This window comes from Orrella dioscoreae (assembly GCF_900089455.2).
Lineage (GTDB): Bacteria > Pseudomonadota > Gammaproteobacteria > Burkholderiales > Burkholderiaceae_B > Orrella > Orrella dioscoreae.
Map to the genome: position 1 here is coordinate 588,436 of NZ_LT907988.1, position 13,701 is coordinate 602,136.

Below are 13,701 nucleotides of genomic sequence, written 5' to 3' on the forward strand. Positions count from 1 at the left end.
CCGCGGGGCGGGTCCGTCACCGAGGAGTACAAGACATGTCCACCAAGCGTCTTTCCCGCTACTGTGCCGCTGCCTTGCTTGCTTTCGCCGGTACGGCGATGCTGGCAACGACCTTCGACGCCGAAGCCCGCCGCATGGGCGGCGGTGGTAACGCCGGCCGCCAGTCCACCAACGTCATGCAGCAGCGCGCCGCCACGCCGCCCGCCGCCGCGCCCACGGCCGGCGCCCAGCGTTCGGCCACCGCGCCTGCCGCCGCCACCGGCGCTGCCGCCGGCGCCGCTTCGCGCAGCACCGCGTCGCGCTGGTTCGGCCCCATTGCCGGCATCGCCGCTGGCCTGGGTATCGCCGCGCTGCTGTCGCACCTGGGCCTGGGCGCCGCGTTCGCCGAGTTCCTGGCCAGCGCCCTGCTGATCGCCCTGGTTGTCTTCGCCGTGCTGTTCCTGATCCGCCGCCTGCGCGGTGGCGCCGCGCGCCCCGCCATGCAGGGCGCCGGCCAGGGCGGCGCCTTCGGTGGCAACAATGGCGGCCGCGACGGCCAGTCGCAACCGGCATGGCGCGAGTCGCTGCAGCCCGCCGCCGCGGCGCCTGCCGCTGCTGCCGCCGCCCCGGTGGCTGCGGCCTCGGCGCCCACGGCAGGCCAGGACCCCACCTGGTTTCTGCCGGGCGCCGACTTCGACACGCCCCAGTTCCTGAAGAAGTCCAAGGAACACTTCATCGAGATCCAGAAGGTCTGGGACAGCGGCGACACCTCGCGCCTGCAGGAATACCTGACCGATGACCTGATCGCCGAACTGAGCCCGCAGCTTGCCCAGCGCGACGGCACCAGCCAGACGGAAGTCGTGCTGCTGAATGCCGAGCTGCTCGGCGTGGAAAAGGTCTCGGAAGGCCACCTGGCCAGCGTGCGCTACTCGGGCATGCTGCGCGAGGAAGCCGGCGCCGAAGCCTTCCGCTTCGAAGAGGTCTGGAACCTGTACAAGCCCGACAACGGCGGTTGGCTGTTGGCCGGCATCCAGCAGATCCCGGTCGAATACGCCAGCTGAGTGGGGCCCACCCCCGAGGCGCTTCGCGCCTCCCCCCTCAAAGGGGGCGGTGCTGGCGGACCGGCAAAGCCGGCTCCGCGGCACCCCTGGTAGGCCGGGACTTTGTCCCGGCCTTTGGTTTTTGTGGCGGTGTCTTTTTTCTGGCGCAGCGGCGTGGTTGGTGCGAGCCTGGCCGGCCCGGGTTGTTCCCCGGGGCACGTTACACTGCGGTGTCGTCGTCTTCGCTTGGCTGGCGTCCTTGATCCGGCCTGCATTTTCTCTTCATGTTGCCTGCCTTCCTGCCTCCTCCGGCGCGGCTTGCCGCCCGTGCGATCAATGCCGTGCTGGCCCGCGAGCCCTGGGCGCGCGACCGGCTGGCGCGCCATGCGGGCAAGACCGTGCGCTTCACGCTGGGCGGCTTTGCGCTGGCGCTGAGCGTGGAGGCGGCGGGCACGGTGGTGCCGGCTGCCGCCGATGCCAGCATCGACGTGACGCTGGGCGTGGTGCCCGAGCGCGTCACGCTGGCGCGCCTGTTGCCGGGCGCGGGCGGCGATGCCATTGCCGACATGACACATATTTCGGGCGACGCCGCCTTGGCCCAGGTGGTAGGTGACCTGGCGCGCCAGTTGCGGCCAGATCCGGAAGACGAACTGGCCCGCTGGATCGGCGACGCGCCAGCCGTGCGCGTGGTGGCGGGCTGCAAGGCCATGTTCTCCAGTGCGCGGGTCGCGGGCGAACGCCTGACGGGCAACGTCGCCGAATACCTGAGCGAGGAAAACCGCATGCTGGTGGGCCAGCCCGAGTGGCAGACGTGGCGCCGCGACCTGGCCGACACCCAGGCCGCGCTGGATGCCGGCGCTGCCCGCCTGGCCGCGCTGCAGGCCCGCGTGGCCCGATTGACCGCGGCGCGGGGTTGAGGCGGCCATGCTGACGTTCCTGCGCCTGGTCCGCATCATCTTCGTCTGCCTGCGCCATGGGCTGGACGACCTCGTCCTGACCGGCCTGAACCACCCCCTGGCTTCGGGCCTGCTGCGCGTCATCCGTCTGGGTACCCGGCCGAGCCGCCCGCGTGGCGAGCGCCTGCGCCTGGCGCTGGAGTCGCTGGGCCCCATCTTCGTGAAGTTCGGCCAGGTGCTGTCCACCCGGCGCGACCTGATCGCGCCCGACCTTGCCGATGAACTGGCGCGCCTGCAGGATCGCGTGCCGCCGTTCCCCTCGGCCGAGGCCGCCGCCTGCATCGAGGCCGCGCTGGGCGCGCCGCCCGCGCAGCTGTTTGCGCAGTTCGAAACCGATCCGGTGGCCTCCGCGTCCATCGCCCAGGTGCATTTCGCCGTGCTGCACGATGGCCGCCGTGTGGCGGTCAAGGTGCTGCGCCCGGGCATGCGCGCGGTCATCGACAAGGACCTGCAGCTGCTGCGCGTGCTGGCGGGCCTCATCGAGCGGCTGCTGCCCGATGGCCGCCGCCTGCGGCCCCGCGACGTCGTGGCCGAGTTCGACAAGTATCTGCACGACGAGCTGGACCTGGTGCGCGAGGCCGCCAATTGCAGCCAGCTGCGCCGCAATTTCTCGCCCGACACGCCGCGTGGCCAGCTGTTGATGGTGCCCGAGGTGATCTGGGAGTTCACGACCTCCACGGTGTTCACCATGGAGCGCATGTACGGCATCCCGGTCAGCCAGATCGCGCGCCTGCGCGAAGCCGGCGTGGACATTCCGACGCTGGCCCGCACGGGCGTGGAGATCTTCTTCTCGCAGGTGTTCAGCGACGGCTTCTTCCACGCCGACATGCACCCAGGCAATATCTACGTATCGGACCGGCCCGAGACGCTCGGCCGCTACATCGCGCTCGACTTCGGCATCGTGGGCTCGCTGTCGGAGTTCGACAAGAACTACCTGGCGCAGAATTTCCTGGCCTTCTTCCAGCGCGACTATCGCCGCGTGGCGCAATTGCACATCGAGTCGGGCTGGGTGCCCCCCGATACCCGCGAGGAAGAGCTGGAAGGCGCGGTGCGGGCGGTGTGCGAGCCCTATTTCGACCGGCCGCTGGCCGAGATCTCGCTGGGTCAGGTGCTGCTGCGCCTCTTCCAGACCTCGCGCCGTTTCAATGTGGAAATCCAGCCGCAACTGGTGCTGCTGCAGAAGACGCTGCTGAACGTCGAAGGCATGGGCCGCGAGCTGGACCCGGCACTGGACCTGTGGAAGACCGCCAAGCCGTATCTGGAACAATGGATGCACGAACGCGTGGGCCTGCCCGGCCTGCGCCGCAAGCTGCGGAAGGAAGCCGGCCAGTGGGCGCAATTGCTGCCCGAACTGCCGCGCCTGATGCATGCCCAACTGGATCGCCCAGACCTGACGCCGGCCGTGCTGGCCGAGCTGGCCCAACTGCGCCGCGCGCGCGAGCAGGGCAACCGGCTGCTGGCTGCCGTGGCAGGGCTGGGGGCACTTGCGATCACCATCGCCCTCTGGGCGTTGTCGCAATAAGGGAACGACCTAATTGAGAATGCGAATTTTTGCCCTCTGTGAAACAAAACATTCAAAATATGGTCATATGATCGTCGTGCGGCAGCGTTAATTCTTAGACATCCAGGCCTGCCGCCGCGCTCGTCGCGCGTGAAACCTTCGCAGGCACTCCCAAACTGACCGTTAGACCCACTGGTACGACGTCAAGACAAGGACCCTGGCCACCTGCCCACCACGCGCAGCTCATCAGCGGGAACCTCTAGAGATATAAAGGCACGTCTCATGCTTTATCCTGAACTCTTCAAATCCATGGAATCGGTGCGTTGGAACATGGCCGCCGACATTCCGTGGGACGACTTCGATCGCAGCAAGCTCACCGACGAGCAGGCGAACACGATCAAGATGAACGCCATCACCGAGTGGGCCGCGCTGCCCGCCACCGAAATGTTCCTGCGCGACAATCGCGAAGACAGCGATTTCAGCGCGTTCATGTCGGTCTGGTTCTTCGAGGAACAGAAGCACTCGCTGGTGTTGATGGAATACCTGCGCCGCTTCATGCCCGAGCTGCTGCCCACCGAGGAAGAGCTGCACCGCGTGCGCTTCGAATTCGATCCGGCGCCGGCCATGGAAACGCTGATGCTGCACTTCTGCGGCGAAGTGCGCCTGAACCACTGGTACCGCTGCGCCGCCGACTGGCACACCGAGCCGGTCATCAAGGCCATCTACAAGATCATCTCGCAGGACGAGGCCCGTCATGCCGGCGCCTACCTGCGCTACATGAAGCGCGCGCTGGGCGACCAGAACCAGGTCTCGGCCGCGCAGGCCCGCATGGCGTTCAGCAAGATCGGCGTGCTCATGGCCTCGGCCCACCGCACGCCCCAGGCGCTGCACCCCACCAACCTGCACGTCAACAAGGACATGTTCCCCAATGACACCGTGCAGTCCAAGCTGCCGGAACCCGGCTGGCTGGAGCGTTGGCTGGACACCCAGATCCGTTTCGACAAGGATTGGGAAACCAAGGTCAGCGGCCGCATCCTGCACAACCTGTCGCTGTTGATGGGCACCGCCTTCGAAACGGTCCAGGACCTGAACCGCTACCGCAAGGAACTGGTGCGCAACGCCACCAGCTCGGGCATCATCCTTCCCGCCGCCAACTGATGGGCGAACGCGACCTCGCGCCGGCCGGACAGCCGGCGCGTTTCGAAGCCAAGGTCATGACGCCGCAGGACTGCGCCCAGGCGCTGGCCGCGGGCGCCTTTCCGCGCCCCTGGGTCTTCACCAACGGCGTCTTCGACCTGCTGCACCGTGGCCACGTCACGTATCTCGATCGCGCGGCCCAGCTGGGCGCCACGCTGATCGTGGCCGTGAACACCGATGCCTCGGCCCGCCGCCTGGGCAAGGGCCCCGAGCGGCCCCTCAATGCCTGCGAAGACCGCGCGGCACTGTTGGCCAGCCTGGGCTGCACCGACCTGGTCACCTGGTTCGATGAAGACACGCCCGAGCAGCTCATCGACCTGCTGCGTCCGGACGTGATCGTGAAGGGCGGCGACTACGACATGGCCGTCCTGCCCGAAACCGCCCTGGTGGAAAGCTGGGGCGGGCGCGCGGTGGCCATTCCCTTCGAGTTCCAGCGCTCCACCACGGCGCTGGTCGGCAAGATCCGCGGCTGAGCGCGGCTGTTGCCCAGCCCTGCGGCGGGGTTCCCGCCGTGATTCCCTGATGATCCGGTTGCGTGCGCTGCGTGCGCTGCGTGCGCGTTCAGCGCGTCACGCCAGGCGGCGTGGTCGCCTGGCGGGCGGCGCGGGCGCGCTCGGCCATGCGCGAGCCGGCTTCGCCGGTGGCGGGCACCAGCAGTCGGTTCACGGCTTCCAGGTCGCTCTCCGACAGCGTGCCGGTGGCGGCCCGCAGGCGCAGGCTGGCCATGACCGTGTCGTAGCGGGCGCGCGCCAGGTCGCGCAGCGTGGTGTAGAGCTGCTGCTGGGCGTTCAGCACGTCCAGGTTGATGCGCACGCCCATTTCATAGCCGGTGCGGTTGGCCTGCACGGCCGACCGGCTGGACAGTTCGCCGGCCTCCAGCGCGCGGATGCGCGCCAGGCCCGTGGTGACCCCTGAAAAGAACTGCCGTGCGTCGCGCTCTGCCTCGAGGCGCGCGGCCAGGGCGTTCTGGCGGGCCTGTTCGGCCAGTTCGATCTGTTCGGTGACGCGCGAGGAGGTGCCGCCGCCGGTATAGATGGGGATGGAGAGCACCACGCCGACGTTGCTGTCCAGCGGCCGGCCCGACAGGCTGGCGGGCAGGTTGCGGTTCTGCAGGCCGCTGTTGGTGGCGCTGCCCGACGAGGCGCGCAGGTCCAGCCGCGGATAGTGGCCGGAACGGGCGATTTCTATGCCGCGCTGGGCCGCCTGGGTCTGCAGCTGCGTGCGCTGCACGGCCAGGCTGGCGCGGGTGGCCTGCGTGATCCAGTCGTCCTGGCGGGCGGGCACGGGGGCGGGCAGGCGGGTTTCGTAAGGCAGTTCGGCCAGCGCCAGCGGGCGCTCCCCGGTGACCGTGGCCAGCGTGTCGCGCGCCAGGTCCAGGGTGTTGCCCGCTGCCAGTTCCTGCGCGATCAGCAGGTCGTAGCGCGATTGCGCTTCGTGGGTGTCGGTGACGGTGGCATTGCCCAGTTCGAAATTGCGCTTGGCGAAGGCCAGTTGCTCGGCCACGGCGCTTTTCTCGGCCTCGATGGCCGCCAGGGTGTCCTGGGCCGCCAGCACGTCGAAATAGGCCTGTGACAGCCGCAGGATCAGCGCCTGCTGGGCCTGCGCCAGGGCGACCTCGTTGTCGGCCACCAGCAGCCTGGCCTGGTCCATGGCTTCCCAGGCGGCGCGGTCGAAGAGCGGTTGGGTCAGCGCCAGCGCCCAGGTGCCGCGGTTGCCGGAATCGGCGCGCGACAGGTTGCTGGCGCCGCGCACCTCCAGGTATTCCGCGCCGACTTCGGCGGTGACGGTGGGGCGCAGGGCCGCGCGGGCCTGGGGGAGTCTTTCCTGGCCGGCGCGATAGGCGGCGCGCGCGGCGGCATAGACGGGGTCGCGGGCCAGGGCGGCCTGCCAGGACTGGATCAGGTCCTGCGCGGCGGCAGGCAGGCTGCTGCCCACCAGGCCCGCACCGACTAGCGACAGCAGGACCAGCTTCTTGCGCAGCCCGTCCCGCATGGGGTCAGAACTTGAACTTGGAGACGGTGGCGCCGCGCAGGGGCTTGATGACAGTCTCGAACAGGTTCTCGGTCTCGAACGTCGCGGCCGTCGTGCGCGTGATGCGACAAGCGGTCATCTGCATGCCCTGGCCCACCACGGCGACCAGGCGGCCACCGACGCGCAGCTGGTACTTGAAGGCGTCCGGCACGACAGGCACCGAGCCCGTCAGCAGGATGGCGTCGTACTCGGTGGAGCCCCAGCCGTTGCTGGCGTCACCGGTCTCGACCTTGACGTTGGCGATGTGGTTGAGCTGCAGGTTCTGCTGGGCGAAGGCGCTCAGGCGGTTGTCGATTTCCACCGACACGACCGTCTGGGCCAGCTTGCTGAGCAGCGCGGCCTGGTGGCCCGAGCCCGTGCCCACTTCCAGCACGCAGTCGCTGGCCTGCAGGCGCAGTTCCTGCGCGAGCTTGGCTTCGACCTTGGGCGACAGCATGGTCTGGTGCGTGTCGGTGCCGTTGATTTCCAGCGGCAGTTCCACGTCGGAAAAGGCCAGCGCACGCACGGCAGGCGGCACGAACAGTTCGCGGCGCACCTGGCTGAGGGCGTTGAGCACGTTGGAGTCCAGCACGTCCCAGGGGCGGATCTGCTGTTCCACCATGTTGAAGCGGGCTTTTTCGACGTCGGGCAGAGTGGATGCGTTCATGTCTGGCACTTCGGGCACTTGGGGAGGGAGGGGGCGGGAGGGTGTCCGGCCCGCGAAGCGACCGCGGCAGGGCGCGGGGGTCGCAAGCCATTGTAGCGGCTAGTTTCACGTGCCGCAGAAATGTGGCTCGGGCCTCAGCGCCACCAGCCGTGGAAATGGTGCACGGGGCCGTGGCCGCTGCCCACCTGCAGCAGGTCGGCGTGGCGGATGGCCTCCGTCAGGTAGGCCTTGGCGCGCCGGGCCGCCTCGGGCACGTCGCCGGTCTGGGGCAGCAGCGCGGCCAGCGCGGCCGACAGCGTGCAGCCCGTGCCGTGGGTGTTGCGGGTTTCCACGCGCAGGCCCGGCAGTTCGATCATGCGGTCGCCATCGTGCAACAGGTCGACGGTGTCCTGGCCAGGCAGGTGGCCGCCCTTGAGCATCACCCAGCGGTGGCCGGAATATGCCATGCGTTCACGCAGCTTTTCCGCCACGCGGCGCATTTCCTTGACCGTCTCCACCGCGCGTTCGCCGAGCAGGACGCCGGCCTCTGGCAGGTTGGGCGTGAGCAGCGTGGCCTGGGGCAGCAGGGCCTCGCGCAGCGCGCCCACCGCGTCGTTCTCCAGCAGCAGGTCGCCGCTTTTCGCCACCATGACCGGGTCCAGCACCACGTGGGCGGGCCGGTACCTGGCGAGCTTCTCGGCCACGACCTCGGTGACGGGCCGCTGGCCCAGCATGCCGATCTTCACGGCATCGATGCGCACGTCGGCAAACAGCGTGTCGATCTGCGCGCCGACGAAGGCGGGCGGCACCGGCGAGATGTGCGAGACGCCCTGTGTGTTCTGGGCGGTCAGCGCGGCGATGACCGCGCAGCCATAGGCGCCGAGGGCGCTCATGGCCTTGACGTCGGCCAGGATGCCGGCGCCGCCCGAGGGGTCGACGCCGGCGATCGTGAGGGCGTTGGGGATCGGCGCGCCCTGGGCGCGCGCGCGGGAGGCGCTGGCCATGGCGTTCAGTTCGCGCCGCCGGTGATGAGCCCTTCGGTGGGCGAGCTGGGCGCGCCGCTGTAGCGCTTGCGCGGCATGCGGCCGGCCAGGAAGGCGTCGCGGCCGGCCTCGACGGCCTTGCGCATGGCGCCTGCCATGCGCACCGGGTCCTGGGCCGCCGCGATGGCGGTGTTCATCAGCACGGCGTCGCAGCCCAGTTCCATGGCGATGGCGGCGTCCGATGCCGTGCCCACGCCCGCGTCGACGATGACGGGCACGCGGGCCTGGTCGATGATGAGCTTGAGGTTCCAGGGGTTCAGGATGCCCATGCCCGAGCCGATGAGGGACGCGAGCGGCATGACGGCGACGCAGCCGATGTCTTCCAGCATGCGGGCCTGGATGGGATCGTCGGTGCAATACACCATGACCTTGAAGCCATCGTCGACCAGCGTCCTGGCCGCCTTCAGCGTCTCGGGCATGTTGGGGAAGAGCGTGTGCGAGTCGCCCAGCACTTCCAGTTTGACGAGGTCGTGGCCGTCCAGCAGTTCGCGCGCCAGGCGCAGCGTGCGCACCGCGTCATCGGCGCTGTAGCAGCCGGCGGTATTGGGCAGCAGCGTGTAGCGCGAGGGCGGCAGGTAGTCCAGCAGGTTGGGCTCGCCGGGATTCTGGCCGAGGTTCGTGCGGCGGATGGCCACCGTGACGATATTGGCGCCGCTTGCCTCGATCGCGTCGCGGGTCTGGTCGAAATCCTTGTATTTGCCGGTGCCCACCAGCAGGCGCGAGCCGTAGGCGGTGCCCGCGATGGTCAGAGTGTCCGTAGTCGTCATGATGGGGTGCAAGGCGGCGGGGCGCATGACCCGCAGCGAAAGGAAACCCCCATGATAAAGCAGTTGGGCCGGGCGCCGCCCTGTACCCACACTGGCAATCAGTGCAGCTTCGGATCGGGGAACGGCAGTTTGTCCTGCGAGCTGCTGGGCATGGCATCCCAGGCCTGGCCCCGAGGCACGAAGTCCAATTGGGTTTCGTTGGCGGCGGCGCCCAGACGGATGGCCGCGGTGCAGGCAACCTGGCCCGGTTGGCTGGCGGCGACGGCCGGAATGCAGGTGCCCAGCTTCACGCCGTCCAGGTAGTCGGCGTAGTCGGGCAGCATCTCGGCAACCGCGGTGGCGGCTTCTTTTTCGGTGGGCGTCCTGACGTCCTGGGCCTGCGCGGTGAATGCCAGGCTCATGCCGAACACCAGTGTCCAGCCCGCGTGCTGCTTCATCGAAATGTATCCTGTTGGATAAGGCCGCGTCAGGGCGCTGCGCAACGAAAGGCGCCCGGGCCGTCAATCCGTCACGACATCGACATGCTGGAGCCGGACCTGCAGGGCCTGCCGGGCGGAAACAGCATAAAGGCGGGGGCCGTCCGGATGGGTCTCGATGCGTAACCGGATGTCGGTGGCGCCGTCCAGCGCGTCCATGGCCGCCTTGATGTCTTCGAACGCGAGGTGCATGTCCATCACCCACTCCCTGCCCTCCGGATCGTGCCAGACGGCCTGGATGCGCCGCGGCAAGGGGCGTGGCGCAGGCGCGGTCTCCAACGCTTGTGGGACGCGAATGTCGAGGTCGCCGTTGAAGGCCTGGTAAAGCAGTCTGATCGGGCCTTGCCGGCCCAGGCGGGAACCGTCGATTTGCCAGGGATACCGGGTCTCGTAGGCGTCATAGCGCGCCGGATCGGGCCAGCCCTCTTTCTTCAGCCGGGCGAGCAGCGCGGGTGCATAAAGCTCGCGTTCGGCATGGACGGTATGGCGATACGCATCGCGGAAGAAGAACTGGAAATCCTCGCGCGCATCTTCTTGCGTGAGCGTGGTGGCTCGTGCCCGAAAACTGCCCACTTGGACCTGGCTGACCGAGCCGTGCGCCCACAACACCACCTTGCCCGCTGGGCCCAAGCCGACCAGCAGGGAGGTATAGGGCGAGCGCTTGCCGGTACGGGGATTGGGCCGGGCTGCTTCCCAGCGCGCGTTCAGGCTTGCGGTGTCCAGCGGCCATTCGCCGGTGTAGAAGACCTTTTCCTTGACGGCATACCAGGTGATGCGCAAGGTGTGCGGCAGCGCTTGCGGCCTGGCGCCGAGGCTCATGACGCCGCCGGGCTGTCCCCAGCCGCCATGGATGAGTCCCCAGATGGGGCTGAACGGATAGCTGTAGCCGTCCGCGATCAGTGCGCCTTCGTAGACTTCAACCGGATACTCCTGCGGCGCGGAGATCGATCCCAGCCACATGAAGGCCGGGCTCGCGCGTGCGGCGAGGGCGCTGGTGGCGCCCAGCAGTGCCAGGCAGGCGATCAGGGCACGCAGGGAAAGGAGATGCATGGCAGGCACGAGATGGGCGGGGCCTTGCAGTGTATCGCTCGCCTGGGGCGGGGACAGGCGCCGTGCCGGGCCTCTAGCCTTGCGGTCTGCGTGCCGCGTCCAGCAAGGGGCACAGCGTTTCGGCGGCATCGATCATGCGCGGGCCCGGACGCCAGAGCGTATCGGGATCCAGGGCATAGGCATGGCCGGACATCGCAGCCGGCAATCCGCGATCCTGCCAGGCGCGAATCAGCCGGGCGCTGTCGGGGCCGGCGCCCAGCAGCACGGCATCGGGCCGCGCGGCCAGCACGCTTTCCTCGCTGACCTGCGGCGCGGGCAGGGCCAGGTCCGCGAACACATTGACCGCGCCGCAGGCGCGCAGCATGTCGCTCACGATGTGCGCGCCATTCAAGGTATAGAGCGGGCGTTCGCCGATCTGCACGAACACGCGCACGGGCGGCTTGTGCGCATACCGCGCGGCCAGCGTGGCCAGGCGCGTGCGCAGCGCATCCGCCGCGGGCTGCGCCACCGCCTGCGTGCCCAGCAGGCCGCCGAAGCGTTCCAGCGTGCCGGGGATGTCGGCCAGGGTGCCGGGCGCGCTCACGAACAGCGGCGTGCCCAGACGGGCCAGCGCGGTGGCGGCGGGATCCATCCTGCCGGTGCGCCAGCCGATCACGAGATCGGGAGCATGGGCAGCCAGGCTTTCGGGATTGGTCGTCATGCCCAGGCCCACGCGGGGCAGGGCGCGCGCGTCGGGCGGATAGTCGGAAGACGCGACGGTGGCGACCAGGCGGTCGCCGCCGCCGGCGGCATAGACCAGCTCGGTCGCGTGGGGCGTCAGGGTGATGACGCGCCGCGCGGGGGCGGGCAGAGAAATGGAACGGCCATCGTCATCGAGGATGAGGATGGCCGTGGAAGGCGAGTCCGGCGCGGCGGCATGCACCCAGCCGGACAGGGCCAGCGCGGCGGCGAGCGCCGCCGCGACTGGCGCCCGGTTCGATATCAATCGGGACACCGGGGGGGGCATGCTCAGTAGCGCACGGCCAGCGTGGCCATGACGTTGCGCTCGGCTGCCGGGTACAGGTTGTAGCGGCCGGCCTCGCCCACCGAGCCGGCACGCACGCCGTAGGTGGCGTACTTGCGGTCGAACAGGTTGTTCACCGCGAAACTGGCTTCCACGTTCTTGGTGATCTGGTAGCTGGCGCGGCCGTTGACCAGCACGTATGACGGCAGGCGGGCGTGGAACTGGTTGGCCTGGTCGTTGTCCAGGCGGGTCTTGCCGACGTACTGCGCGCCCAGGTTCAGCGCGAGCTCGGAGATCGGACGCCAGGTCACGCTGGCATTGGCCATCCAGGTGGGGACCAGCGGCACGGTCTTGCCGGCCAGGTCGACGCCCGCGAAGGTGCCTTCGCGGAAGCGGGCCTGCAGCCAGGTGGCATTGGCGTTGAACGACAGCGCGTCGCTGAACGCGTGGCTGCCTTCGATCTCGATGCCGCGGCGGCGCGTGGGCGGCAGGTTGGCGTTCGAGCCGAAGCCGCCGCCGTCCAGCGCATTGAAGTGGATCTCGTTGTCGAGGTCCGACTGGAAGAACGACACGCGCGCGCGGGTGGCGCCCGAGCGCCAGTCCACGCCGATTTCCTTGTCCACCGAGGTCTGCGGGATCAGCGGGTCGCGGCCGAACAGCGACATCAGCTCGTCCGCGTTGGCGATGCGGAAGCTGCGGCCGATGCGGGCATAGGCGCTGAAGTCATTGCCGAGCTGCTGGCGCACGCCCGCCTGCCAGGCGCCCAGGCGGTGCGACTGGTCGGATTCGGGGGCGAAACCTTGGCGCACGGTGATACGGTCGTCCGATGCCTGGCGGCGGCCGCCCACGGTCACGGTCGTCGACTCGGTCGCCTGGATCTGCACTTCGCCGAAGATGCCGCGCTGGGTCTGGGACGTGCGCCAGGCCGAGTCGCCGAAGGCGCTGCGCTCTTCGCCGTCCAGGGTGCCGCGCTGCCAGTCCGCGCCCACCACCAGGCTGTGGCCGCCGTTGAAGGGCAGCCGGTAACGCACGCTGGCGGTGCTTTCGTCCAGATCCTGCTCGCGCACCGTGCTGCCGAAGCTCAGGCCATACAGGCGCTTGTCGCGCTGGCCCAGGTCGGCATACAGCGTGCCGGTGCCGATGCGCTGTTCGGCCTGCAGGCCGAAGGCATCGGTGTGCAGGCGCACGTAGTCGTCGGGCGTCGTCGCGCCGCGGCGGTCGTTGTGATATTCGTCCTCGCCCATGGCGTTGGGCACGCCGCGCGCGCCGGGCAATTCCAGCTTCTGGCTGCTGGTGCGCACGTAGCCGCGGATCTGGCCGCCGTCGTGGCGGAAGGCCAGGCTCGCGCCGCCGCTGTCGCGGCGCTCGGCGTTGTTGTCGCGGTAGTTGTCGGTGCGCATGACCTGGCCGTAGGCGTCGAAGGCAACCCGCTCATTGTGCAGGGCCACCGAGGCGTCGGTCTGGTGCAGGTCGTAGCTGCCCACGGTGTGGGACAGCTGTACGCGGTGCTCGGCGTTGAAGCCGGTCTTGGTGATGATGTTGATGACGCCGCCGGTGGCGCCGCCGCCGTACTGCACCGCGCCGCTGCCGCGGATGATCTCGATGCGGTCGATGCTGGCGAGCGGGACCGCGCCCAGCGAAGGCGCGGACAGGTCGTTGTCGTTCTGGCGCACGCCGTCGATCAGCACCAGCGTGTTGCTGGAGCCGGTCATGCCGAAGCCGCGCAGGTCGATGGTCTGGCGGTCGCTGGAACCCGAGCTGTTCAGCAGGTGCACGCCGGTCTGCGTCGACAGCAGCTCCTGCACGTTGCGGGCACTGCTGTTGGCGATGTCCTGGGCGGTGATGATGTCGTAGGCGACCGGCAGCCTGTCGGTGTCCGCGGCCACGCGCGAGGCGGTGACGGTCACGGAGTCCAGCTGGGCCGGCGCGGGGGCGGGTTGGGCGTGGGCCAGCAGCGGCGCCACGAGCAGGGCGGCGCCGGCGTAGGGGCGCAGGGCAGTGCGTTTCATGGAAGGAGTCACCTCGGGTGGACG

Annotated in this window: 13 protein-coding genes; 5 read left to right on the forward strand and 8 right to left on the reverse strand. The window is 69.2% G+C overall.

Annotated features, from left to right (window positions below; genetic code table 11):
- The first annotated feature begins 35 nt into the window (after window positions 1-35).
- From ODI_RS02800 to ODI_RS02820, 5 genes are all read left to right on the forward strand, one after another.
- Complete coding sequence (locus tag ODI_RS02800) at window positions 36-1,040, forward strand: Tim44 domain-containing protein (protein ID WP_067756543.1); 1,005 nt, start codon at window positions 36-38, stop codon at window positions 1,038-1,040.
- Window positions 1,041-1,303: 263 nt separating this feature from the next.
- A complete protein-coding gene (locus ODI_RS02805) occupies window positions 1,304-1,936 on the forward strand; it encodes a ubiquinone biosynthesis accessory factor UbiJ (RefSeq protein ID WP_067756546.1) in 633 nt (210 codons plus the stop codon).
- A gap of 7 nt (window positions 1,937-1,943) precedes the next feature.
- Window positions 1,944-3,497: a ubiquinone biosynthesis regulatory protein kinase UbiB gene (gene ubiB, locus ODI_RS02810; protein ID WP_067756549.1), complete on the forward strand. Its 1,554-nt coding sequence runs from the start codon at window positions 1,944-1,946 to the stop codon at window positions 3,495-3,497.
- A gap of 261 nt (window positions 3,498-3,758) precedes the next feature.
- Window positions 3,759-4,634: a ferritin gene (locus ODI_RS02815; protein WP_067756552.1), complete on the forward strand. Its 876-nt coding sequence runs from the start codon at window positions 3,759-3,761 to the stop codon at window positions 4,632-4,634.
- Window positions 4,634-5,146, forward strand: a complete 513-nt coding sequence (locus tag ODI_RS02820; protein WP_067756554.1) for an adenylyltransferase/cytidyltransferase family protein — start codon at window positions 4,634-4,636, stop codon at window positions 5,144-5,146. Before ODI_RS02815 ends, ODI_RS02820 begins: the two co-directional genes overlap by 1 nt.
- A gap of 88 nt (window positions 5,147-5,234) precedes the next feature.
- On the opposite strand, the gene ODI_RS02825 is transcribed toward ODI_RS02820, so the two are convergent.
- The 8 genes from ODI_RS02825 to ODI_RS02860 form a co-directional block, all read right to left on the reverse strand.
- Complete coding sequence (locus ODI_RS02825; protein ID WP_408635934.1) at window positions 5,235-6,653, reverse strand: TolC family outer membrane protein; 1,419 nt, start codon at window positions 6,651-6,653, stop codon at window positions 5,235-5,237.
- Between the two features lie 16 nt (window positions 6,654-6,669).
- Complete coding sequence (locus tag ODI_RS02830; protein ID WP_067753823.1) at window positions 6,670-7,350, reverse strand: protein-L-isoaspartate O-methyltransferase family protein; 681 nt, start codon at window positions 7,348-7,350, stop codon at window positions 6,670-6,672.
- Between the two features lie 134 nt (window positions 7,351-7,484).
- A complete protein-coding gene (gene thiD, locus ODI_RS02835; protein WP_067753826.1) occupies window positions 7,485-8,333 on the reverse strand; it encodes a bifunctional hydroxymethylpyrimidine kinase/phosphomethylpyrimidine kinase in 849 nt (282 codons plus the stop codon).
- A gap of 5 nt (window positions 8,334-8,338) precedes the next feature.
- Window positions 8,339-9,139 (reverse strand): thiazole synthase, encoded by an 801-nt coding sequence (locus ODI_RS02840; protein WP_067753962.1) that lies wholly within the window; start codon window positions 9,137-9,139, stop codon window positions 8,339-8,341.
- 98 nt (window positions 9,140-9,237) lie between these two features.
- Window positions 9,238-9,576, reverse strand: coding sequence for a hypothetical protein (locus ODI_RS02845; RefSeq protein ID WP_067753828.1), 339 nt, complete (start codon window positions 9,574-9,576; stop codon window positions 9,238-9,240).
- Between the two features lie 63 nt (window positions 9,577-9,639).
- The gene (locus ODI_RS02850; protein WP_157929702.1) at window positions 9,640-10,665 is read right to left on the reverse strand and encodes a DUF2931 family protein; all 1,026 of its coding nucleotides are present in this window, start codon (window positions 10,663-10,665) and stop codon (window positions 9,640-9,642) included.
- 73 nt (window positions 10,666-10,738) lie between these two features.
- Window positions 10,739-11,671, reverse strand: a complete 933-nt coding sequence (locus ODI_RS02855; RefSeq protein ID WP_067753832.1) for a cobalamin-binding protein — start codon at window positions 11,669-11,671, stop codon at window positions 10,739-10,741.
- Between the two features lie 2 nt (window positions 11,672-11,673).
- Complete coding sequence (locus ODI_RS02860; protein ID WP_067753834.1) at window positions 11,674-13,677, reverse strand: TonB-dependent receptor; 2,004 nt, start codon at window positions 13,675-13,677, stop codon at window positions 11,674-11,676.
- Window positions 13,678-13,701 lie beyond the last annotated feature (24 nt).